18 protein-coding genes are annotated in these 22,504 nt (G+C 71.2%); 5 read left to right on the forward strand and 13 right to left on the reverse strand.

Features of this window, described 5'->3' with window-relative positions; translation table 11 throughout:
• Positions 1-169: 169 nt before the first annotated feature.
• The 3 genes from OG538_RS09575 to OG538_RS09585 all read right to left on the reverse strand — a co-directional run bounded on the left by OG538_RS09575 (position 170) and on the right by OG538_RS09585 (position 5,239).
• On the reverse strand, positions 170-3,937 hold the full coding sequence (locus OG538_RS09575; protein ID WP_406092064.1) for an AAA family ATPase: 3,768 nt from the start codon (positions 3,935-3,937) through the stop codon (positions 170-172).
• Positions 3,938-4,306: 369 nt separating this feature from the next.
• Positions 4,307-4,519 (reverse strand): hypothetical protein, encoded by a 213-nt coding sequence (locus tag OG538_RS09580; protein WP_018551753.1) that lies wholly within the window; start codon positions 4,517-4,519, stop codon positions 4,307-4,309.
• A gap of 438 nt (positions 4,520-4,957) precedes the next feature.
• A complete protein-coding gene (locus OG538_RS09585; RefSeq protein WP_406092066.1) occupies positions 4,958-5,239 on the reverse strand; it encodes an acylphosphatase in 282 nt (93 codons plus the stop codon).
• A gap of 144 nt (positions 5,240-5,383) precedes the next feature.
• On the opposite strand from OG538_RS09585, the gene OG538_RS09590 reads away from it, so the two are divergent.
• Together OG538_RS09590 and OG538_RS09595 are read left to right on the forward strand one after the other, a co-directional pair.
• Positions 5,384-6,364, forward strand: coding sequence for a CAP domain-containing protein (locus OG538_RS09590; RefSeq protein ID WP_406092068.1), 981 nt, complete (start codon positions 5,384-5,386; stop codon positions 6,362-6,364).
• Between the two features lie 141 nt (positions 6,365-6,505).
• Positions 6,506-6,928: a winged helix-turn-helix transcriptional regulator gene (locus OG538_RS09595; protein ID WP_406092070.1), complete on the forward strand. Its 423-nt coding sequence runs from the start codon at positions 6,506-6,508 to the stop codon at positions 6,926-6,928.
• A gap of 5 nt (positions 6,929-6,933) precedes the next feature.
• Here the strand turns inward: OG538_RS09595 and mutM are convergent, their stop codons facing one another.
• The 8 genes from mutM to recG form a co-directional block, all read right to left on the reverse strand.
• A complete protein-coding gene (gene mutM, locus OG538_RS09600) occupies positions 6,934-7,788 on the reverse strand; it encodes a bifunctional DNA-formamidopyrimidine glycosylase/DNA-(apurinic or apyrimidinic site) lyase (protein WP_406092072.1) in 855 nt (284 codons plus the stop codon).
• 103 nt (positions 7,789-7,891) lie between these two features.
• A complete protein-coding gene (gene rnc, locus OG538_RS09605) occupies positions 7,892-8,713 on the reverse strand; it encodes a ribonuclease III (RefSeq protein ID WP_406092074.1) in 822 nt (273 codons plus the stop codon).
• A 19-nt stretch (positions 8,714-8,732) separates the two neighbouring features.
• Positions 8,733-8,906 (reverse strand): 50S ribosomal protein L32, encoded by a 174-nt coding sequence (gene rpmF, locus OG538_RS09610; RefSeq protein WP_003965982.1) that lies wholly within the window; start codon positions 8,904-8,906, stop codon positions 8,733-8,735.
• 2 nt (positions 8,907-8,908) lie between these two features.
• Positions 8,909-9,517, reverse strand: coding sequence for a YceD family protein (locus OG538_RS09615; protein WP_406100042.1), 609 nt, complete (start codon positions 9,515-9,517; stop codon positions 8,909-8,911).
• A gap of 215 nt (positions 9,518-9,732) precedes the next feature.
• Positions 9,733-10,857 (reverse strand): cell division initiation protein, encoded by a 1,125-nt coding sequence (locus OG538_RS09620; protein ID WP_406092076.1) that lies wholly within the window; start codon positions 10,855-10,857, stop codon positions 9,733-9,735.
• A 119-nt stretch (positions 10,858-10,976) separates the two neighbouring features.
• Positions 10,977-11,456 (reverse strand): pantetheine-phosphate adenylyltransferase, encoded by a 480-nt coding sequence (coaD, locus tag OG538_RS09625; protein ID WP_359135856.1) that lies wholly within the window; start codon positions 11,454-11,456, stop codon positions 10,977-10,979.
• A gap of 26 nt (positions 11,457-11,482) precedes the next feature.
• Positions 11,483-12,067, reverse strand: coding sequence for a 16S rRNA (guanine(966)-N(2))-methyltransferase RsmD (gene rsmD / locus OG538_RS09630; RefSeq protein WP_406092078.1), 585 nt, complete (start codon positions 12,065-12,067; stop codon positions 11,483-11,485).
• A 124-nt stretch (positions 12,068-12,191) separates the two neighbouring features.
• A complete protein-coding gene (recG, locus tag OG538_RS09635) occupies positions 12,192-14,408 on the reverse strand; it encodes an ATP-dependent DNA helicase RecG (RefSeq protein ID WP_406092080.1) in 2,217 nt (738 codons plus the stop codon).
• A 172-nt stretch (positions 14,409-14,580) separates the two neighbouring features.
• Here recG and OG538_RS09640 point away from each other — a divergent pair, with 172 nt between their 5' ends.
• Positions 14,581-16,461 carry an HSP90 family protein gene (locus OG538_RS09640; RefSeq protein ID WP_406092082.1) on the forward strand — a complete coding sequence of 627 codons (1,881 nt, stop codon included), beginning with the start codon at positions 14,581-14,583 and terminating at the stop codon, positions 16,459-16,461.
• On the forward strand, positions 16,458-19,364 hold the full coding sequence (locus tag OG538_RS09645; RefSeq protein WP_406092084.1) for a tetratricopeptide repeat protein: 2,907 nt from the start codon (positions 16,458-16,460) through the stop codon (positions 19,362-19,364). Before OG538_RS09640 ends, OG538_RS09645 begins: the two co-directional genes overlap by 4 nt.
• Positions 19,365-19,466: 102 nt before the next feature.
• On the opposite strand, the gene OG538_RS09650 is transcribed toward OG538_RS09645, so the two are convergent.
• Complete coding sequence (locus OG538_RS09650) at positions 19,467-21,104, reverse strand: DAK2 domain-containing protein (RefSeq protein ID WP_406092085.1); 1,638 nt, start codon at positions 21,102-21,104, stop codon at positions 19,467-19,469.
• A gap of 294 nt (positions 21,105-21,398) precedes the next feature.
• On the opposite strand from OG538_RS09650, the gene rpmB reads away from it, so the two are divergent.
• A complete protein-coding gene (gene rpmB / locus OG538_RS09655) occupies positions 21,399-21,584 on the forward strand; it encodes a 50S ribosomal protein L28 (protein WP_003965989.1) in 186 nt (61 codons plus the stop codon).
• Between the two features lie 98 nt (positions 21,585-21,682).
• Here the strand turns inward: rpmB and thiD are convergent, their stop codons facing one another.
• A complete protein-coding gene (gene thiD / locus OG538_RS09660) occupies positions 21,683-22,501 on the reverse strand; it encodes a bifunctional hydroxymethylpyrimidine kinase/phosphomethylpyrimidine kinase (RefSeq protein WP_406092087.1) in 819 nt (272 codons plus the stop codon).
• Positions 22,502-22,504 lie beyond the last annotated feature (3 nt).

Raw genomic sequence — 22,504 nt, forward strand, 5'->3', positions numbered from 1 at the left:
GTGAGCTCTCCCAGTGGCGCACAACTTCTTCCTTGCCACCACTTGAAGACAAAAACGACGTTGCAGAGACTATGCGTTCAACTTTTGAAGTTGGTATCGGGGTCAGGGCCCACGTGTACCCAGGAGTGTTCACATCAGCTTGTTGGAGTCTTGAAGATTGGGTAAAGGCTCAGCGCAGCCGTTGGCTGATCACCTTGGAGACGCCGTCGCCCTGCATGGAGACGCCGTAGAGCGCGTCGGCGACCTCCATCGTCCGCTTCTGGTGGGTGATCACGATGAGCTGGGAGCTCTCCTGGAGCTCCTCCATGATCCGGATCAGCCGCTGCAGATTGGTGTCGTCGAGCGCCGCCTCGACCTCGTCCATCACATAGAACGGGCTCGGCCTGGCCTTGAAGATCGAGACCAGCAACGCCACCGCTGTCAGCGACCGTTCCCCGCCCGACAGCAGGGACAGGCGCTTGACCTTCTTGCCAGGCGGCCTGGCCTCGACGTCCACACCGGTCGCGAGCATGTTGTCCGGATCGGTGAGAACGAGCCGCCCCTCACCGCCCGGGAAGAGGCGTGAGAACACCCCCTCGAACTCCCTGGCCGTGTCCCGGTACGCCTCGGTGAAGACCTGCTCGACCCGCTCGTCGACCTCCTTGATGACCTGCATCAGATCGGCCCGGGTCTTCTTCAGGTCCTCCAGCTGCTCGGAGAGGAACTTGTGCCGCTCCTCCAGCGCCGAGAACTCCTCAAGGGCGAGCGGATTCACCTTCCCGAGTTGCTGATACGCCCGTTCGGCCGACTTCAGCCGCTTCTCCTGCTCGGCCCGTACGAACGGCTTCGGCTGGTTACGCGGGTGCTCCGGATCCTCCGGCAGCTCCTCCCCCTCCGCCGCGGGCGACGGCGGCACGAGCTGGTCGGGGCCGTACTCCGCCGCCAGACCGGCCGGCTCCACACCGAGCTCCTCCAGGGCCTTCGCCTCCAGCTGCTCTATCCGCAGCCGCTTCTCGGCCCCGAGCACCTCTCCCCGGTGGACCGAGTCCGTCAGCTTGTCGAGCTCCCCCTTGAGCTCACGACCCCGATGGCGTTCGGCCGCCAGCTCACGCTCGCGCTCGGCCTTCGACGCCTCGGCGGCGGCCCGCTCCTCCTGGGCCCGCACCACGGACACCTCGACGTGGGCGAGCAGCTGACGGGCGCCGGCCGCGACGGCCGAGGCCACGGCGGCCTCGTGACGCAGCCGGGCACGGCGCTGCTCGGCGCGGGCGCGGGCCTCCCGTTCGGCGCGGGCCCCCCGGTCGAGCGAGTCGGCGCGACCGGCGAGGGCCTTGACCCTTTCCTCGTGCGTACGGACCTGGAGGCGGGCTTCCATCTCGGTCTGGCGGGCGTTGGCACCGTCGGCGGCCAGCCGGTCGCGCACGGCGGCGTCCGGCTCCTCGTCCGCACCGTCCTGCGCCGCCTCCTCGGCCACCAGCAGCCGTTCGGCCAGCTCCTCGGCCTCCTGGGTCGCCCTCTCCAGGGCCTCCTGGGCGCGGGCGGCGGAAGCGGCCATCCGTTCGGCCTCACCCGCGGCGCCACGGGCCTGCCCGGCGAGCCGGCCGAGTTGCTGGGCCACCCCGGACTTCTCCCGCTCGGCGGCCCGACGGCGCTCCCCCAACTCCTCGACGAGCGCCGCGCAGTCGCTGCGCCGCTGGGCCGCGACACGCTGCGTCCCGGCCAGCTCCGCGCACCGCACGTCGAGTTCGGCCAGCTCCGCCGCCGCTTCGTCCACGGACGCCTGGACCTCAAGGAGGCTGGGTGCCCCCGCCGATCCACCGTGCGCGAAGTGCGTCGAGAGCACGTCCCCCTCGCCGGTCACCGCCGTCAGCTCAGGGCGGGCGGCGACCAGGTCCTCGGCGTCCTCCAGCGTTCCGACGACCACCATGTCCCGGACGAGCCTGCGGACCGCGGCCATGAGTTCGACGGGGCCGCTGACGAGATCGGCGACGGCTGGGACACCCCGGCCGTCGGCGCGGACCAGGGCGGTCAGCTGTCCGGCCGCCTCGGCTTCGGTCTCCGTCTCGCTCCCGGCCGGAGCCGGTCCGCCGGGAGTGTAGGGCTCGGTGGTCCCCGGTCCCCGGGCCGCGGAGCCGGGCTCCGCACCCTGCCCGGGGACGTGGGCGACACCGGCCGGCGACGCGGGACGCGCCTCCGCACCCTGACCGGGTACGTGCCCCGCGGCACCGGATCCGCCGGGGGCGCCGCCGAGCAGCAGGGACGCGCGTCCCGCGTCCTGCTTGCGCAGCAGCCGGATCGCCTCCGCCGCCGTGGCCGGGTCCGTCACCGCCACCGCGTCGGCGGCCGCACCCAGGGCCGCCGCCACCGCGATCTCGTGTCCCGGGGCCACGGTGAGCAGTTCCGCGGCCGGGCCGAGCAGACCCGTCAGCCGGTCCCGGGCGCCCAGCAGCACACCGGTGCCGTCCTTCCGGCGCAGTCCGAGGGCCAGCGCGTCATGACGGGCCGTGACCGCCGCGCGCTCGCGTTCGGCGGTGGTGAGATCCTCCCGCGCTGCGGCGAGCGCCCCCTCCGCCTCCTTCAGTTCGCGCCGGGCGGCGTCATGCCGCTCTCCGAGTTCCGTGTCCCCCGCGTCCAGGCCGTCGACCTCGGCCTTCAGCTGCTCGTACTCCTCCTGGGCCCGGACCGCCCGCTCCTGCGCCTCGTCGCGCGAGGCGGCCAGCCGGTCGATCTCCGACTGCGCCGAACCGGCGCGGCTGCGGGCCGCGTTGACCTGGCCGTTCAGCCGGGCAAGTCCTTCGCGGCGGTCCGCGAGCGCACGGGCCGCGTCCTTGAGCCTGCGTTCCTCGGCGGCCAGTTCCCGTTCCAGTTCGGCCCGGTGGGACGCGGTGTCCTCCAGCGCGTGCTCCGCGGCCTCCAGCGCGGCGGTCAGCTCCGCCTCCTGCTCACGGATCCGGGCCGCCTCACGCTCCATGTCCTCGGGGTCGCGCCCTCGTCGCTCCTCCTCGGGCGGCGCGGTGGCGCTCTTCACCCGGGCGTCGGCGAGCGAGATGGTGCCGCGTACCCGTTCGGCCAGCTGGGACAGTTCGTACCAGGTCTGCTGGGCCCGCTGGAGGCGTGGCGTCAGTCGCCTTACCTCACCCTCCAGTTCGGCCTCGCGGGCGAGGGCCGCCTTCAGCTCCGCCTCGGCCGCCTCGCGGCGCTCCTTCAGCGCCGCCTCGTCGGCGATCTCGCTGCGCAGCGCGGTGTGCAGCCGCACCAGGTCGTCGGCGAGGAGGCGCAGCCGGGCGTCGCGCAGATCGGCCTGGATGACGGCGGCCCGGCGGGCCACCGCCGCCTGGCGCCCGAGCGGTTTCAGCTGCCGCCGCAGTTCGTCGGTGAGGTCCTGCACACGGGCCAGGTTCGCGCCCATCGCGTCCAGCTTCCGCAGCGCCTTCTCCTTGCGCTTGCGGTGCTTGAGAACGCCGGCGGCCTCCTCGATGAACGCGCGGCGCCCCATCGGGTCGGCGTGGAGCACGGAGTCCAGCTGGCCCTGGCCGACGATGACATGCATCTCCCGGCCGATTCCGGAGTCCGAGAGGAGTTCCTGGATGTCCAGCAGCCGGCAGGTGTCGCCATTGATCTGGTATTCGCTGCCGCCGTTGCGGAACATGATCCGAGTGATCGTCACTTCGGCGTACTCGATGGGCAGCGCACCGTCGGAATTGTCGATGGTCAGCGACACTTCCGCCCGGCCGAGCGGCGGCCGCCCGGTGGTGCCGGCGAAGATCACGTCTTCCATCTTGCCGCCGCGCAGTGATTTGGCGCCCTGCTCCCCCATGACCCAGGAGAGCGCGTCCACCACATTGGACTTGCCCGACCCATTGGGACCGACCACACAGGTGATCCCGGGTTCGAACCGCAGAGTGGTGGCGGAGGCGAACGATTTGAAACCACGCAGGGTCAGGGCCTTGAGGTGCACGCCGCCGGACTCTACCTTTCACTCTCGGTTTCGCTGATGAAGGTGCAGGGCACATCAGACGGTAAGGGAAGGGGTGTACGTCCGGGGCGGGACGGGGCAGGCCGGAGGGGAAAAGAAAGAAGGGACGCCGAAGCGTCCCCTGTAAATCTTGTTGCAGCGCTGCCCGATCCAGTGCAGTGCCGCCCGAATCGATTGCAGTGTTTCGTCGACGGATCCGCCGCCCCCATGAAGGCGCGCGTGCCCGGATCAGTGACTAGGCACATGAAGAAGCAGACCAAGAGCAATTGATCTTCAATGATCCGGTGACGATCCGGCGATGATGCCGTGCGGCTGACGCGTGCAGCCCGACCGGCCCCTGAGGGCCATCGGTCAGGTCAGCGCCGGCTCCGCCTGAGGTACGTCGATGTCGATGCTGTCGAGCAGCGACTCTTGGTGCTGGGCGGCGGCGTTGAGCGCGTCGTTCTCGTCCTGGATCCGTACGAGCTCGGATTCAAGATCCTGGACGCGCTGCTGAAGCCGTCGCATCTCGGCGAGGAGTCGCGGATCGGAACCGCCGACGTAACCGAGAAGCGCCTTTGCCATGATGGATGGTCCTCCACACTGAGTGACCGACCGATGCGGTGTGGGTCGTGAGGGAATCGCACCCGCGGTGCTCGGCAGTGCTCTGTGCTCACTGCTGTTCTGCTGCCAAACAGCTCTGCCGAACAGCTAAGGTGCGCGGGGATTTCAGCGTCTCACCAAAAAGTTTGACGGTCAACACGATCACACCCTGTAGAGGCGGGCGTCCCGGGGGCGCGCGGCTTGACGATCATGCGGCGCGACTCTCCAGCGGGGCCCTCAGGGAGCGGAGATCATCCTTACCGCCGCAGCCTGGCACGGCTACCGAATCTTGGCAACCATCGGGTCATTCCGCAGGTCATTTCATGTGTACGCATGACTGCGCGCGACGTGGTCACCCCTCGCCGCGCATCGAACACAGCCCGAACACGGACCTCGCTCCTCCCCTGTCCGAGGACCGCTTCAGCGGATCGCGAATCCCTCGTATCCACCCCGCGGCGTGTCCCAGATCTCAGTCACTCCGTCAACGCGGCCGGGTGTGTCGTCCGAGCGCAGCCAATCCAGCAGACGGTGGCAATTCTCACGCTGCCCTTCTGCCACAACCTGCACTCTGCCGTCCTCGGTATTGCGGGCGAATCCTGTGAGGCCGCCGATCTCCAAAGCGTTTGCCCTGGTGAACCAGCGGAACCCTACTTGCTGTACTCGGCCGCGTACCCAAGCGGTGAGTCGCACATCTTCGTTCATGCCCGAACGCTAACCGGCCAATTGCTCTCGGAGCACTTCTCGCCGAATCGCCATGGCGTACAGTCCCCTCGCAATAGCTTCACTCGATCGGGTGAGTAAAGGGGCGCCGACAACGGCGTCCGGATCGTCAGAAGGGCACAGCAGATGGGACGCCACCGACGCTCAGCCGCAGCTCCCGCCGCTGAACAGCACGCGGAGGGAACCGCAGGCCGGAGCCGGAGTACGAGCCGCAGGAAGCGGTCCGGCATTCCGGTCCGGACGGGACTGCTCGGCGTCTCCGCCGCCCTTGCCGTCGGTGCCGTCGCGGTCGCCTCCGGCCTGGTGCCCGGAGGCGACACCTACAACGTGGGGGGCGGCCCGGCCGCCGACCATGTGCGCTCCGACGGAGCCCCCGACCTGCTGACGCAGGGCGGCGCCACGACCGCTCCGGCCGATCGTTCCGCGACGGCCGCGGCCAGCCGCGGGACCGAACGCGCCAAGGCCCCCACGAAGTCGGCGTCCCCCTCGGCCGGAACGCCGTCCGCGTCGCCCTCGACGACGTCCGAGCCGACGAAGACGACGGTGACGGCAGAGGCGAAGCAGGCGAAGGAAACGGCCGCGAAGGAACAGACGAAGCGCACCGCTTCCCCGAAGGCCCCCGCTGCCGGAAGCACGAGGAGCTCGGCGCCGGCCCCCGCTTCGAGCCCTGCCTCCCCCAAGCCCTCCGCCTCCACGCCGGCCCCTCGCACGACCACCGCGCCGGCCGCCGCCACCTCGGCCCAGGCCGCCGTGCTCGCTCTGGTCAACCAGGAGCGCGCCAAGGTCGGCTGCAGCGCCGTGACCGCGAGTTCCTCACTGGCCTCGCTCGCCCAGAACTTCAGCGACGACATGGCGGCCCGCGGATTCTTCGACCACACCGACCCGGATGGGAAGTCCCCCTGGGACCGCGCCTCCGCGGCCGGTGTCTCGGGTCTCGGCGGGGAGAACATCGCCCGCGGACAGGCCGACGCCGAGGCCGTGATGGAGGCCTGGATGAACAGCGAAGGCCACCGCGCAAACATTCTCAATTGCGACTACAAGACGCTCGGCGTGGGCGTCCACTTCGGTTCCGGCGGTCCCTGGTGGACGCAGGACTTCGGCTTCTGAGGCGGACGGCGCCCTCCTGAGCCCCGCCCGTCCCCTCTCGCCTCCGCAGCACCAACCGCTTCGACCTCGTACGCCCCACACCGCTCACCCACGGAATGCGCAACCCCGTGGAAAGCGCTGTGCGGGCGTACGCTGGTTTTCATGGATGAGAACGGCAGCAGCGCACCGGGGGATCACTACCCGGCTGACGGCGCCCTCCCCTTCGACGTGTTCTCCAGACAGTGCCCCTCGCGCGGCACCCTGGAGCACGTCACCGGCCGATGGGGCAGTCTGACGCTCGGCGCTCTGCGCGAGGGCAGCCTCAGGTTCAACGCGTTGCGGCGCCGGGTCGACGGGGTGAGTGAGAAGATGCTCTCCCAGACACTGCACGCGCTGGAGCGCGACGGACTGGTGCACCGCGAGGCCCAGCCGACCAATCCCCCCCGCGTCGACTACGAGCTCACACCCCTGGGGCGTCAGGTCGCCGACCAGTTGCTCGCCCTCATCCAGCTGGTCGAGGGCCGGATGTCGGAGGTCCTGCTGGCACGCGGGCAGTACGACGAGGCCCACGCAGACCCGTCCTGAAGGTCCTATGCGCGCGGCGGGCGCTGACAGCGGGGGCAGAAGTAGCTCGACCGGTTCATCCAGGCACGGCGTCGCATCGGCGTACCGCAGCGGTGACAGGGCTCGTCCTCGCGCCCGTAGGCGTCGAGCGAGCGGTCGAAGTAGCCGGACTCGCCGTTCACGTTCACGTAGAGGCTGTCGAAGCTCGTGCCGCCCTGCGCGAGGGCCGCGTTCATCACGTCGCGGACGTGGCCGAGCAGCTCGGCCGACCTGGGGCGGGTCAGGCTCGCGGTCGGCCGGTCGTAGTGCAGCCTGGCGCGCCAGAGCGCCTCGTCCGCGTAGATGTTGCCGACGCCGCTGATCAGCGACTGGTCGAGCAGGGCACGCTTGACCGTGGTGCGGCGCAACCGCAGCGCGGTGTGGAACGCCGCGTCGTCGAAGGCCGGGTCCAGCGGATCGCGGGCGATGTGCGCGATGGTGTCGGGCAGCCCCTCGGGAGTGTTCTCGTGGAGGGAGAGCCCGCCGAAGGTGCGCTGGTCGACGAAGCGCAGCTCGGTGCCGACGGCGTCGTCGAAGCGGATCCTGATCCTCAGATGCTTCTCGTCGAGTGCCCCCTCGGGCTGCACGAGGAGCTGACCGCTCATGCCCAGGTGGCCGAGGAGGGAGGTGGCAGCATCGTCGAGCGGCACCCACAGGTACTTGCCGCGGCGCATCGCCACCCCGAACCGGACGCCGCGTAGCCGGGCAGCGAAGTCCGTGCCGCCCGCGAGGTGCCGGCGGACCGCACGCGGGTGCAGGACCTCGACCTCGCCGACCGTTCGCCCCGCGACCCAGCGCTCAAGACCGCGCCGGACGACTTCGACCTCGGGCAGCTCGGGCACGGTGTCGCTCCTGAAGATGGTCCGAAGGGTCCGAGGGACGGTTCGGAAAGGGTCGGGACAGAGAGAACCCCCCGGTGCGCTGGGCACCGAGGGGCTCTCGGGGTCAGGCAGGAGCAACGTCCGTGGACGCCGGGTCGGCAGGGGTGTCGGCGGCCCCTCCGTCGGCAGCGGACTTGTCCGCTGCCTCCCGTGCTTCCGCGGCGGCGCTGATCTCACGCCAGGCGGACTCGGCCGCCTGCTGCTCCGCTTCCTTCTTGCTACGGCCGGTGCCGGTGCCGTACGAGACACCACCGACGCGAGCAGCAGCAGTAAAGGTCTTCTCGTGGTCCGGGCCGGTCTCCGTGACGAGGTACTCGGGAACTCCGAGGCTCTCGCTCGCGGTGAGCTCCTGGAGACTGGTCTTCCAGTCCAGGCCGGCACCGAGGTTCGAGGACCTGTCGATCAACGGGTCGAAGAGCCGGTGAACCAGCTCCGAGGCCGCGTCGAGGCCCTGATCGAGATAGACCGCGCCGATCACCGCTTCAAGGGTGTCGGCGAGGATGGACGCCTTGTCCCGGCCACCCGTGCCCTCTTCACCGCGGCCGAGCCGGATGAAGGAGCCGAGTTCGAGGCCGCGGCCCACTTCCGCAAGCGCACGCGAGTTGACCACCGCGGCCCGCAATTTGGCCAGCTGGCCTTCAGGCAGGTCGGGGTGAGTGCGGTACAGCGTGTCCGTGACCACCAGTCCGAGCACCGAATCCCCGAGGAATTCGAGCCGCTCGTTGGTGGGCAGACCGCCGTTCTCGTACGCGTACGAACGATGGGTCAGCGCACGCACCAGAAGGGCGGACTCGAGGTGATACCCGAGCCGCCCTTCCAGAAGCGTGTGGGACGAGGCTGTGTTGACGTTGTCTGCCTGCTTCTTGGCGTGGGACAACTCAGACATCGGGCCTCTCACCAGCCGCTCAGACCTCGAGGACCTGGCGCTTGTTGTACGTGCCGCAGCTGGGGCACGCGATGTGCTGCAGCTTCGGCTCCTGGCAACGCTCGCACGAAACCAGGGTGGGGACCGCAGCCTTCCACTGCGACCGGCGGTGGCGCGTGTTGCTGCGCGACATCTTCCGCTTCGGAACAGCCACGGCTACTTCTCCTGCTTCTCGTCGACGCCGGGGTCGGCGCCGCCCATGTTGTCCTTCTCGCCGTCCTGAACGGTATCGGCGAGTCCTTGCAGTGCCGCCCAACGAATGTCGACGGCTTCGTGATGATGGCCCGGATTCTCGTCCAGCCTGATTCCGCACTCGGAACACAGACCGGCACAGGTCTCCTTGCACACAGGCTGCATCGGCAGTGCGAGCACCACCGCATCACGCAGCACCGACTCGAGGTCGAACAAGCCGTCCTCGAGGAAGTACCTGTCCTCGTCGTCCTCGGCGTCGTCGACCGGGTCCGCGGTCTTGCTGCGGTTCCGGTCATCGGCGTCAGGGTACGAGAACATTTCCTGGAAGTCCGCCTTGACCTCAAGGCTCAGCGGCTCCAGACACCTTACGCACTCCCCCTCGGCGGATGCACGGGCGGTGCCGGTGACCAGCACACCTTCCATGACCGATTCGAGGCGGACGTCCAACTGCACGGGTGCGCCCTCCGGCACACCGATGACCCCGTCGATACCGAAGTCCTTGGGGGCGTCCGCAGTGCGGGTCAGCCGCTTGAGGGCACCGGGACGCCGGCCCAGCTCGTGCGTATCGAACACGAGAGGGTTTCGGTGGTCGAGGTGGCCGTTCAGGGCTTCTCCTGCTTTCAGAATCGTGCGCATCACGCATGGTGGGGGTGGGCCGACCGGTTCGGAGTCGAAGCGGGCAGCCGGGATCGCAGACATACGCGCGACCGAACAACCAGGATACTGGACACACCGCCCAGCTCCCAATCCGGCCCTGGTCCCGGACGGTGACCGGCTCCCGGAAGCGCTCAGCGCTCCTGTTCGTACCGGCGGAGCTGTTCCAGGTCGATCATGCTGGTGTCGAAGAGGCTGGTCTCGTCCAGGGCGCCCTCGCCGTGCTGCAGGGGCTGCTGCCGGCCCTGCGCCGGCTGCTGCCAGGCGTCGTAGCCCTGCGCCGGGACCTGGACGGGGTCGTAGCCCTGCGCCTGGTTCGGATCGTAGCCCTGCTGCTGGTAGCCCGCGTAGGGGTCGGGCTGCTGCTGGTAAGCGGCGTACGGATCGGGCTGCTGCGACTGGTCCTGGTAGGCACCCTGCTGCGCCTGCTCCTGGTATCCGTACGTCTGCGCGTACTGCGGCTCGGGTTGCGCCGGGTACTGCGGCTCGCCGTGCTGCTGGGGAACCTGGAGCGGTTCCGGGGTGGCGATCTCGGCCAGACCCGCCCAGTGGTCCTCGTCGCTGGTGTGGCCCTGGGCGCCCGCGGCGTCCTGCGCGGCCATGTGTGCGCCGAGGTCGTCGGTGGCGACGCGGCCGTGCAGCTTCTGCCGGCCGCGGCCGACGGCCTCCAGGGTCTTGGCGAGCACGGCCTCGAAGGCGCCGAGCTTGGTGTCCACGTACTCGTCGGCACGGCGCTGGAGCGTGGCCGGGTCGGCGCTGCGCTCGGGCGCCTCGGCGAAGTCCGGGTCCTCGTAGCCCTGCTCGTCGAAGCCCTGGCCGCGACCGAGGAGCTTCTCGCGCCCCCGGTCGACCGAGCCGATCGTCTTGGTGAGGACGACCTCGAAGTTGGCGAGCTTGCTGTCGACGTACTCGTCCGCCTCGGCGCGGATCTCGTCGGCGTCCTTGCGGGCCTCGCCGAGGATCCGGTCGGCCTCCGCCTGGGACTGCCGGGCGATCTCCGTGCCGGAGATGAGCGACCCCCGCTCGGCGTGGGCGCTCTCGATGATCCGGCCGGCCTCCTGGCGGGCCTGCTCGACGAGCTGCTCGTGGCCGCCGATGACCTCGGCGGCCTGCGCGAGCGAGCCGGGCAGGGCCTCGCGCACCTCTTCGAGCATCGAGAGCAGTTCGGCGCGGTTGACCACGCAGGATGCCGACATGGGCATGGACCGGGCGTTCCCGACCGCTTCGACGATCTCGTCGAGCTTCTTCTGCACGTCCACCGTGTGCTCGCCACTCTCTACTGCCGATTGGAGACGGACGGGACGACTGTACGGCCAGTCGGCACCCGCCCGACACCTACAAGGCCTTCGGGAGGCCCTGGTGACGGGCCGTCAGAGCCTCACTGCTGCGCGAGGCGCTCGGTCAGTGCCTCGTGGACCAGGGGCGGCAGCAGGTGAGAGACGTCTCCGCCCCAGGTCGCGACCTCCTTGACCAGCGAGGACGACAGGAAGCTGTAGGTCGGGTTGGTCGGCACGAAGAGCGTTTCGACGCCCGAGAGCCCGTTGTTCATCTGGGCCATCTGGAGCTCGTAGTCGAAGTCGCTGACGGCCCGCAGACCCTTCACGATCGCCGGGATGTCGCGCTGCTTGCAGAAGTCGACCAGCAGTCCGTGGAAGGCCTCGACCTGGACGTTGCCGAAGTCCGAGGTGACCTGGCGGATCATCTCGATCCGTTCGTCGACCGTGAACAGGCCCTTCTTGGACTGGTTGATCATCACCGCGACATGTACGACGTCGTACAGCTTCGAGGCGCGGCCGATGATGTCGAGATGTCCGTTGGTGATGGGGTCGAACGACCCCGGGCAGACGGCGCGGCGCAACTTGATTCCCTCGCTCTCCGGTCCGGTCATCGTGCGTCTTCGCACGTAGCGGCGGCGCGACCGTACCAAAGCGTTCCCTCGCCGTAGCGACGGGCCCGCAATGGCTCGAATCCCTTGGGCCAGCTGAATTCTCCGCCTCTGGTGCTGCGTTCCACCGTGACGAGCGCATCGGCTGTGAGCCACCCCTGGGCACGGAGTGTGAGCAGGATCTCGCCAAGATCGTCGTCGGTGACGGCGTACGGAGGGTCGAGGAAGACCACGTCGAACGGGTCCTCGGGCGCCGGTCCTGTCACGATCTGTTCGGCTTTGCCGGCCCGGACCTCGGCGCCGGGCAGGCCCAGGGTGCGGACGTTGTCGCGGACTGCGCGGACGGCCTTGGCGTCGGCCTCGACGAACAGGGCGTGGGCCGCCCCGCGGGAGAGCGCTTCGAGGCCGACGGCTCCCGAGCCCGCGTAGAGGTCGGCGATCCGGATGCCGTCGAGGGTACCGAGGAGTGCCTGCCAGGTGGAGAACAGGCCCTCCCGTGCGCGGTCGGAGGTGGGACGGGTGCCGGTGCCGGGCGGGACGGCCAGGCGGCGTCCGCCGGCCACGCCTGCGATCACGCGGGTCATGAGTGTCGGTCCTCGGGTCGGGGCGGCGCGCAGGGTGCTGCGGGCGCCGTGCCACCACGATATGGCGTCGGGTCGGTCGGGGCTCCCCCGGCCGCCCCCCGCTCCCTGCCCGCGGCCTTGGGCGTCACCCCTTGTCGAGGTACTCCTCGCGGTCCTTGTCGAGCAGGGCGTCCAGAGCGATGCGCAGCTCGGGCAGGTGCTCCAGGTCCGGGTCGGCGGCCACGACCGTGACGGCCTCCTGGCGGGCGGCGGCGATGACCTCCTCGTCGTCGATGACGCTGAGGACCCGGAGCGAGGAGCGGACGCCCGACTGGGCCTGTCCCAGGACGTCGCCCTCGCGCCGCTGTTCGAGGTCGATCCGGGAGAGTTCGAAGCCGTCGAGGGTGGCGGCCACGGCGGAGAGCCGGGCGCGGGCGGGGCTCGCCTCGTGGGCCTCGCTGACCAGCAGGCAGAGGCCTGGAGCCGATCCGCGGCCCACCCGGCCGCGCAGCTGGTGGAGCTGGGAGACGCCGAACCGGTCGGCGTCCATGATCACCATCGCGGTGGCGTTGGGGACGTTGACGCCGACCTCGATGACGGTGGTGGCGACCAGGACGTCGACCTGGCCCGCGGCGAAGCGGCGCATCACGTCGTCCTTGTCGTCGGGGTGCATCCTGCCGTGCAGCACTTCGATGCGCAGACCGCTCAGGGCGCCCTTGGCGAGCTGCTCCGCGATCTCCAGGACGGCGAGCGGAGGGCGCTTGTCCCCCTCCTCCTTCTCCGCGTCGGTCTTCTTCCCCTTCTTCTTGGCGGCGTCGTCCTCGTCGTCGCCGATGCGGGGGCAGACCACGTATGCCTGGTGGCCGTTCTCCACCTCCTCGCGGACCCGTTCCCAGGCGCGGCTGAGGAAGTGGGGCTTGTCCTTGGCGGGCACGACATGGCTGGCGATCGGCGAGCGTCCGGCGGGCAGCTGGTCCAGGACGGAGGTCTCCAGGTCACCGAAGACGGTCATGGCGACCGTACGGGGAATGGGGGTGGCCGTCATGACGAGCAGATGCGGCGGCTGCTTCCCCTTGGAGCGCAGGGCGTCACGCTGTTCCACCCCGAAACGGTGCTGCTCGTCGACGACGACCAGCCCCAGGTCGTGGAACTGCACCTTGTCCTCGATCAGCGCATGCGTCCCGATGACGATCCCGGCCTCACCGGTGACCAGGTCGAGGAGGGCCTGACGGCGGGCCGCCATACCCATGGAGCCGGTGAGCAGCACCACCTTCGTACCGTGGTCGGACCCTCCGAGCATGCCGCCCTCGGCGAGCTCCCCCATCATCTCGGTGATGGACCGGTGGTGCTGCTGGGCGAGGACCTCGGTGGGCGCGAGCATGGCTGCCTGTCCGCCGGCGTCGACGGTGCCGAGCATGGCGCGCAGCGCGACCATCGTCTTTCCCGATCCGACCTCGCCCTGCAGCAGCCGGTGCATGGGGTGTTCGGTCGCCAGGTCGTCGAAGATCTCCTTGGAGACCTTGACCTGGCCGTCGGTGAGGGTGAACGGCAGCTTGGCGTCGAAGGCGTCGAGGAGTCCGCCGGGGACCGGCTTGCGGGCAACGGCGGGCAGCTGGGTGTCCGCGTATCGGCGGCGGGCCAGCGCGACCTGGAGGACGAAGGCCTCGTCCCATTTCAGCCGGTCCTTCGCCGCTGCGACATCGGCCTTGGTCTGCGGCCGGTGGATCTTCAGGAGTGCCTCGGGCAGCGCGGTGAAGCCGCGGCCCTCGCGCAGCGCGGGCGGCAGCGGGTCCACGGCTTCCTGGGCGCTGGGCAGCACGGCGTCGACCGCCTTGGCGATGCGCCAGGAGTCGAGCTGTTTGCAGGCCGGGTAGATCGGCAGCAGCCGGCCGGCGAAGGCGTCCACGGCCTCGCTCGCCCCGGCCTCGTCAACGGCCTCCGCGTCGAGCAGCTGGTACGTGGGGTGGGCCAGCTGCATCTTGCGGTTGAAGACGGAGACCTTTCCGGCGAACATCGCGCGCCGGCCCGGCAGCAGCTCCTTGTGCGGCTTGTGGACGCCATGGCCGAAGAAGACCAGCTGGAGCCGGCCGTGGCCGTCGGTGAGGGTCACTTCGAGGCGCTTGCCCCGGCCGCCGTTGAACGTCATCACGCGGGCGTCGTCGACCTGGGCGACGACCGTCACGTGCTCGTCGAGCGGGAGGTCGGTCAGCGCCGTGAGCCGGCCGCGCTCCTCGTACCGCCGCGGGTAGTGATGCAGGAGATCACCGACCGTGTGCAGGTCGAGGTGCTCGGCCATCACCTTCGCGGTGGCGCCACCGAGCAGCTTCTTGAGGGGTTCGTCGAACGCAGACACGCGATCCATTGCACACCACGCCACTGACAGTTGTCCGCCGGGCGCCACCGCGCGCCCGAAACTCCTGTTCAGAATCGTGCCCGCAACCCTAGGATCGGCTCCCACGCTTCTCGTTCGCGATCACCTCACAAGGGATCGCCCGACCCGCGCTGTCGCAAGTCCCCCCACCGGCGCTGCGACGATGACATCTGAGACCTCAGCGAATTCCGCGTCCACCGAGTCCGCCGCCGCCCAGGAGCCGCACACCTTCCAGGTGGATCTGCGCGGACTGGTCGACCTCCTCTCCCATCACCTGTACTCCTCTCCCCGCGTCTATCTGCGCGAGCTGCTGCAGAACGCCGTGGACGCCATCACGGCCCGGCGGGCCGAGCAGCCGGACGCGCCCGCTCTGGTGCGCCTGTACGCCGAGGGCGGCCGGCTGCGCGTCGAGGACAGCGGCATCGGCCTGACCGAGACCGATGTGCACAGCCTGCTCGCCACGATCGGCCGCAGCTCCAAGCGGGACGGTGCGGAGGGTCTCGCATCGGCACGGGCGGATTTCCTCGGTCAGTTCGGCATCGGCCTGCTGGCGTGCTTCGTCGTCGCGGCCGAGATCCGGGTGGTGAGCCGCTCCGCGCGGACACCCGGAGCGCCGCCGGTGGAGTGGTGTGCCCGGGACGACGGTTCGTACACCGTCCGTACGCTCCCCGACAGTGCGCGCCCGGAGCCCGGCACCACCGTGCACCTGACGGCCCGCCCCGGCAGCGCCCCGTGGCTGTCCGAGGAGCGGGTGCTCGCGCTGGCCCGGGATTTCGGCTCGTTGCTGCCCTACGACGTGCGGGTCGGCGAGACGGCCGTCACCGATCTGCCGGCGCCGTGGGACCGCCCGTACGCGAGTCCGGCGGGGCGGCGGGTGGCGCTGGCGCGGCACTGCCACGCACAGTTCGGCTTCACACCGCTCGACACGATCGACCTCGATCTGCCGCTCGCCGGTATCCGCGGGGTGGCCCATGTCCTGCCGTCCGCCGTCAGTCCGGCGCAGCGCGCGGGCCACCGGGTCCATCTGAAGGGCATGCTGCTGACGGACCGGGCGGACGCGCTGCTGCCCGAGTGGGCGTTCTTCGTGCGGTGCGTCATCGACACGGACAGTCTGCGGCCCACCGCCTCGCGGGAGGCGCTGTACGCGGACGAGACCCTTGCCGCGGTCCGGGACGCGCTGGGCGAGCGGATCAGGGACTGGCTCACCGGACTGGCGGCGGGCGATCCGGAGCGGCTGGCGGAGTTCCTGTCGGTGCACCACCTGGGGGTGAAGTCGCTCGCCCGGCACGACAGCGCCATGCTGCGCACGATGTTGCCGTGGCTGCCGTTCGAGACGACGGACGGACGCCTGTCGCTGGAGGAGTTCGCCCGGCGTCATCCCGTCGTGCACTTCACCCGGACCGTGGAGGAGTTCCGGCAGGTCGCGCCGATCGCCTCCGCGCAGGGCATCGGTGTGGTCAACGGCGGCTACACGTACGACACCGAGCTGGTCGAGCGGCTGCCCGCGGCCCGGCCGGGGGCGGTGGTCGCGGAGTTGGACGCCGATACGGTGACGGCGCATCTGGACTCCGTGGATCCGCAGGAGGAGCTGGCGCTCGGCGCGTTCCTCACGGCGGCGCGCGCCCGGCTGGATCCGCTGGGCTGCGATGTGGCGTTGCGCGCCTTCCATCCGCTGACGGTGCCGGCGCTGCACCTGGACGACCGCTCGGCCCGCCATGAGCAGGCGCGCGCCGAGGCCGAGGGGCAGGCGGACGATCTGTGGGCGGGCATTCTGGGCTCGCTGCGCGGCAGTGCGCCGCGGGCCCGGCTGGTGCTGAACCATCTCAATCCGTTGATCCGCCGCATCAGTTCGCTGGACAGCCCGGAGCTCGCGGCGAACGCGACGGAAGCGCTGTACGGGCAGGCGCTGCTGATGGCGCAGCGGCCGCTGCGGCCGGCCGACTCGGCGCTGCTGAACCGGGCGTTCCTCGGCCTGCTGGAGTGGGCCACGCATCCCGCCGCCCCGGGGGACTCCCCCGTGAATCCTCAGGAGGACGGCCGATGAGCGCCGATGCCGCGACGGTCCGCCAGGCGCTGCGGGACAACCAGGAGGAGCCGGAGGGCCCCGCGCGCAACGCCCGTGCGGAGCGGCTGCTGGCCGAGGCGGAGCAGAACGGGGACGCGGCGCTGCTGGTCGAGGCGCTCGTCCATCAGCTGCAGGTCTACAACTACAGCTCCGAGAAGGACAAGATGTTCGTCCCGTTCGCGCGGCTGCTGCGGATGTGGGACGAACGGCCGGGCGACTTCGACCCGTTCATGACCCACCATCTCTTCTGGATGTTCAAGTGGGTCTCCAGCTCCATGGTCGACCAGCCACACATCCCGCTCGCCTCCATCGAGAAGTGGCAGGACGAGATGGAGCGCCGCTACCGGCTGGCCGGGCACTCCGAGCGGGCCGTGCGCCAGGGCGAGCTGGAGATCGCCCGGCATCTGGGCGATCTGGAGCGGGCCGGACAGGCGTACACGGCCTGGCAGGCCGCAGACCGGGACCGGATGGCCAACTGCCACGCCTGCGAACTGCACGAGCAGGGGAGCTGGCAGGCGCTGCGGGGGCAGGACGAGGAGGCGCTGGCCGCCTGGACGCCGGTGCTGGAGGGTGAGCACGTCTGCGCGCACGAGCCGCATGCGGTGCTGGCCGCCTCCCTTCTCCCGCTGCTGCGGACGGGGCGTGCGGAACAGGCCCGCGCGCACCATCTGCGCGGGTACCGGATGGTGCGGCCGATGGAGAGCATGCGGTACTCGGTCGCGCTGCACGTCGAGTTCTGCGCACTGACCGGCAACGAGCCGCGCGCGCTGGAGATCCTGGCGGACCGGCCCGCGTACTTCACCGACAGCGGGAACCCCGGCAGCCTGATGGACTTCCTGGCCGTCACGGCCCTGCTGATGGAGCGGCTGACCGAACTGGGGCACGGGGCGCAGTCGGTACCGGGCCCGGCCGGCAGGGACTGGACCGCCGCCTCGCTGGCCGCCGGGGCCAGGGCACAGGCGCTCGCCCTCGCGGCCCGTTTCGACGCGCGCAACGGCAACGGCTACGTGGGCGAGCAGGTGCGCGAGCGTCTGGCGCGCCGGCCGCTGCTGGACCGGCTGCCGCTCGGGGTACGGGCCGTGCGGCTCACGGCACCGTCCGCTCCGCCGGCTTCCGTGGTGGCGCCCGCCGCGGTGGAACCCGCACGCGACCTGGCAGGGCTGCTGGCCGAGGCGCAGCGGCTCTCGGACGCCCGGCATCCGGACGCCGTGGCTGCCTGGCTGGCGGTCGGGGAGCGGGCCGGGCAGCCCGGGGAGGCCGGCGCACTGACCGTCCACGACCGGGCGAGCGTGGAGGACCATCGCGCGATGAACCCCTCGCTGCCGCCCGCCGAAGGGGTGGAGGCCTTCCGGGAGGCGGCCCGGCTGTACGAGGAGGCGGGCGACCGCGGCGAGGCCGTCGCGGCACGGGCCAGGGGTGCCGTCCTCCACTCGATGCAGGACGGCGGCACGGACGAGGCGGTGGCGGAGATCGAGCCGCTCGTGGCCATGGCCCTCGCCCTGCACGCGGAGGGCGGGGCCACCGGGCGGCAGGCGAGCGGTGTGCTGGTCTGCCGGGCCCGCATCCTCCGGCAGCGGCTGTTCCATGCCTCGGGCGAGGCGGCCCCGGACGCGGCGGTCGCCCTGGAGCGGGCGGCCCGCGAGGTGCTCGCGTTCGCCGGATCCCTTCCGCACGACCGGGTGGCCGAGGCGCTGGGATTCCTCGCGGACATCGCGGCCGGTCGCGGCGACGGGCGGGCGGCGGCGGAGCTGTACGCACGGGCGGCCGCCGAGAGTCATGCGGCGGAACTGCCCTGGGACGCCGCCGAGTACGAGGCCCGGACCGCACGGCTCGCCGCGCACCTCGACGACCACGAGACGGCGGAACGGGCGGCGCGGGCGGCGCTGGAGCACGGCGGGAGGTGGCTCACGGCCCCCGGGCGGGCCCGGCTGCACCTCCAACTGGCCGACGTGCTCGGCGCCACGGGACAGTTCGCCGAGGCGACGGAGCACGCCCTCGACGCGGCGCACTGGGCGGACGAGGCGGGCGAGAGCGAGTCGCTCGGGGTCCATGCCCGGCACCAGCTCGGCGGCTGGCTGCTCCGGCTGGGGCGCGCGGCGGAGGCCTCGGCCGTGTTGGAGGCCGTGCTGCCCGACGTCTCGGCCGAGGACCACGGGGACGGCATGGTCGTCCAGACGTTGTGGTGGCTGGGTGACGGGCTGTCCACGCTCGGCGAGCCGCGGGCGGCGGCCGAGCACTGGCTGCGCGCGGCGGACATCGCGCGCGGCTGGCCGGAACAGGACGACCACGCGATGCTCGCCCAGCTCGCCGGGCAGGCGCTGTACCGGGCCGATCTGAACTCCGAGGCTGAGCGTGCGTACGAGCGGGCCGGGGAGCTGTGGCGGGCGCTGGGCGACATCCCCGCTCTGGTACGGACGTTGCGGGTCCGGGCCTGGATCGCGGTGCGGGACGGGCAGCCAGGACTCGGCAGGGCACGCGCGTTCATGGCCGGGGCGGAACGGGAGTGCGAGAGGGCTCAGCTGCCGCTGGACCTCGCGGACACCTACCGCCAGACCGCCGAACTGCTCGCCCACGCGTGCGAGGGCGAGCCGGGCGAGGCCACGGACGATCCGGCGCGGCTGGCGTACGAGGAGGCGCTCGGGTACGTCGACCGTGCGTCGGCGGCCTTCCACGAGGCCGGCCCCGACCACCTCGACCAGTGCACGGCCGGCATGCTGATGGCCGCCTGGCTGGAGGCGGACCTGGGACGCGCGGACGCAGCGCTGAGGCGGGCTGCGGAGGTCCTCGCGGCGTACGAGGGGGTGCCTGCGGGCGCGGACGGGACGGTGGACGCGCGACGGTCGGAGGTGGAGTCGGTACGGGGATATGTGGCGGGGGCGTAGCGGCGGGGGCGTCCGGCCACAGGCGCCTCCTCCCCGGTCGCCGGACAGGACGAAGCCCGTCCGGCGCTCCAGGACACCCGGCGCCCGTGCGCTGCGTCGGTGCTATTCCACGCCGATCAGCAGCGGAGCGCACTGGTGGCCGCCGCGGTAGACCACCGTGTCCACCGCCAGGTAGCCCTCGCGGACGTGTTCCTCCAGCTCGTCGGCCAGGGCATCGGGAACGTCCTCACCGAGGACCAGGGTGACGAGCTCGCCGCCCGCCGCCAGCATCCGGTCCAGCACCTTGCGGGCCGTGTCGGGGACGTCCTCGCCGATGACCGCCACATCGCCGTCGATGAGACCCAGGATGTCGCCGGTCTGGCAGATGCCCGCCATGGTCCAGGACTGCCGTTCGGCGACGGCCAGTTCGGCGTAGCGGGTGGCGCCCGCCGCCGCGGTCATCGCGACGACGTCCTCGTCGAAGCTGCGGTCCGGTTCGTGGACGGCCAGGGCCGCTATGCCCTGGACCGCGGCCCGGGTGGGGACGAGGGCGACCCGGATGCCCTCGGTCCGGGCCTGCTCGGCGGCGGCCGCGGCGGTGTGGCGCAGGTCCCCGTCATTGGGCAGGAGCACCACCTCGCGGGCGTGCGCGCGCCGGATGGCGTCGACGAGTTCGCCGCTGGCCGGGGGCTCCCCCGGCCGCGCGAGCACCGTCGTCGCACCGGCCTGCGCACACAGGCCGCGCAGGCCGTCGCCCGGGACGACCACGACGACGGCACGCTGGACGGGTTCGGGGCGGGCGTGCGCCCGGTCCGCGGCGAAGTGGGTGATCCGGATGCGGTACGGCCGCCCGGCCTCGACCCCGGCCTCCACCGCCGCTCCGGCGTCGTCGACGTGCACGTGGACGTTCCACAGCCCGTCGCCGCCGACCACCACCAGGGAGTCGCCCAGCCCGTCGAGCCGGGCCCTCAGCCGCTCCACGGCCTCGTCACGGGCCTCCAGCAGGTAGATGACCTCGAAGGCCGGACCGTCCTGCGGGTCGTCGAGCGCGGGGCAGTCCGTGGCGGCCTCCGCGGCGGGAGCGACAGGCACGACGAGCGCGGAGGGCGCCCGTTCCGGGCCGCGGCCCGAGACCGCCTCGACCAGGGCGCCGAGCACCGCCAACAGGCCTCGCCCGCCGGCGTCGACGACCCCGGCCCGCCCGAGGACGGCGAGCTGTCCGGGGGTCGCTTCCAGGGCAGTGCGCGCCCCTTCGTACGCCGCCCGCACCACCGCGGGCGCTCCGGCGCCGTCCGGTACCCGCCCCGCGGCCGCGGCCGCCTCGTCGGCCACGGTGAGGACCGTGCCCTCGACGGGATGGGCGACCGCCTCGCGGGCCGACGCCGCGGCCGTTGCCAGCGCGAGGCGCAGCGAGCCCGGGCCTGTTCCGTCGGCCAGGACCCCGGCCATGCCGCGCAGCAGCTGGGCCAGGATCGTGCCGGAGTTCCCGCGGGCCCCGATCAGGGCCCCGTGCGCCATGGCGCGTATCGCGTCGGCGGTGGAGGGCACCGAGGTACCGGTCTCGTGCGCGGCGAAGACGGCCTCGACGGCCGCCGCCGCGGATTCCACGGTCAGGTAGAGGTTGGTTCCGGTGTCGCCGTCGGCGACGGGATACACGTTGATCGCGTCGATCGCCTCGCGCTCCCGGCCCAGGGCGTCCAGCGCCAGTGAGCACCAGGTACGCACCGCGACGGCGTCCAGGTCGTCGGCGGTCTGCGGCACCTGATGGTCCTCCTCGAAACGCGTACCGGGACGGCGGGCTGCACCGCAGACTAGTCCTTCGCCCGGTAATCCACGGCGGACGAGGCACCGCCCCCGGCCGGCGGCCGGGAGGGGCCCCGGGGCGGGGCGGACGGCTGTGGACCCATGGTAGTTTCGTATCTCCGACGCAGCCGTTGTATGCTGCTTCGGTTGCCCGACGAGAGTCGGGAACATTCCCCCGGTACCGCCACTTCAGTCAATGAATCCGGCGTGCCGGAATTCACTGTAAGTGCATCTGAAGTTTTGGAGTGACCCGTGGCTGCCAACTGCGACGTTTGCGGCAAGGGGCCGAGCTTCGGCAACAGCATTTCGCACTCGCACCGCCGTACGTCCCGTCGCTGGAATCCCAACATCCAGCGCGTGCGTGCCGTGGTCGGGCGGACGCCGAAGCGGCTCAACGTCTGCACCTCGTGCATCAAGGCCGGCAAGGTCGCGCGCTGACGTTCCCGTCGTAGCGCAGCCCTACCGGTTGCCCAAAAAGCCGGTCCATCTCGGTGGACCGGCTTTTTGCTGTGCGCTTCCGGGAGGGAAGGGGCGGGTCAGCGGGGGTCCCGCAGCCGCCATCCGTGGTCGACCGGGCCGATCCCCGCGCCCAGCGGGAATCCCGACATGATCGCGCCGGTGACATAGGTCTTCGCGGCCCGTACCGCCGTGGGCACGTCCTGGCCCATGGCCAGTCCGCAGGCGATGGCGGAGGCGAGAGTGCAGCCCGTGCCGTGGGTGTGGCGGTTGTCGTGACGGGGCGCGCGCAGCCAGTGCTCCTCGGTGCCGTCCGTGAGCAGGTCGACGGGTTCGCCCGGCAGGTGTCCGCCCTTGACGACGACCCAGCGGGGGCCGAATTCGAGCAGCGCGGCCCCGGCCTGCCGCATTCCGGCCTCGTCGATGACGGTGATGCCGGTGAGCTGTGCCACTTCGTCGAGGTTCGGGGTCGCCACGGTCGCGACGGGCAGCAGTTCGGTACGGACCGAGTCGAGTGCCTCGGCGGCCAGGAGCGGGTCCCCGTGCTTGGAGACGCCGACCGGGTCGACGACGACAGGGGCGTCGGTCCCGGCGAGAAGCTCGGCGACGGTCTCGACGAGCAGCGCGGACGACAGCATGCCGGTCTTGACCGCGCTCACGCCGATGTCGTCCACCACGCTGCGGTACTGGGCGCGTACGGCTTCCGCGGGCAGTTCCCAGGCCCCCTGCACGCCCAGTGAGTTCTGTGCGGTGACGGCGGTCAGCACGCTCATGCCGTGCGCACCGAGCGCCAGCATCGTCTTCAGGTCGGCCTGGATGCCCGCACCGCCGCCGGAATCGGATCCGGCGACGGTGAGCACTCGGGGCGGCACGACGGAGGGTTCGGAAGGTATCGGCATACG

Source organism: Streptomyces sp. NBC_01013, assembly GCF_045162765.1.
Taxonomy (GTDB): Bacteria; Actinomycetota; Actinomycetes; order Streptomycetales; family Streptomycetaceae; genus Streptomyces.

Bases quoted from the DNA above. Each gene is read 5' to 3' on its own strand.
- OG538_RS09640 (WP_406092082.1), top strand. From the start codon at position 14,581: ATGACATCTGAGACCTCAGCGAATTCCGCGTCCACCGAGTCCGCCGCC.
- OG538_RS09585 (WP_406092066.1), bottom strand. From the start codon at position 5,239: ATGAACGAAGATGTGCGACTCACCGCTTGGGTACGCGGCCGAGTACAG.
- OG538_RS09580 (WP_018551753.1), bottom strand. From the start codon at position 4,519: ATGGCAAAGGCGCTTCTCGGTTACGTCGGCGGTTCCGATCCGCGACTC.
- rnc (WP_406092074.1), bottom strand. From the start codon at position 8,713: ATGTCTGAGTTGTCCCACGCCAAGAAGCAGGCAGACAACGTCAACACA.
- OG538_RS09645 (WP_406092084.1), top strand. From the start codon at position 16,458: ATGAGCGCCGATGCCGCGACGGTCCGCCAGGCGCTGCGGGACAACCAG.
- thiD (WP_406092087.1), bottom strand. From the start codon at position 22,501: ATGCCGATACCTTCCGAACCCTCCGTCGTGCCGCCCCGAGTGCTCACC.
- recG (WP_406092080.1), bottom strand. From the start codon at position 14,408: ATGGATCGCGTGTCTGCGTTCGACGAACCCCTCAAGAAGCTGCTCGGT.
- OG538_RS09590 (WP_406092068.1), top strand. From the start codon at position 5,384: ATGGGACGCCACCGACGCTCAGCCGCAGCTCCCGCCGCTGAACAGCAC.
- rsmD (WP_406092078.1), bottom strand. From the start codon at position 12,067: ATGACCCGCGTGATCGCAGGCGTGGCCGGCGGACGCCGCCTGGCCGTC.
- OG538_RS09595 (WP_406092070.1), top strand. From the start codon at position 6,506: ATGGATGAGAACGGCAGCAGCGCACCGGGGGATCACTACCCGGCTGAC.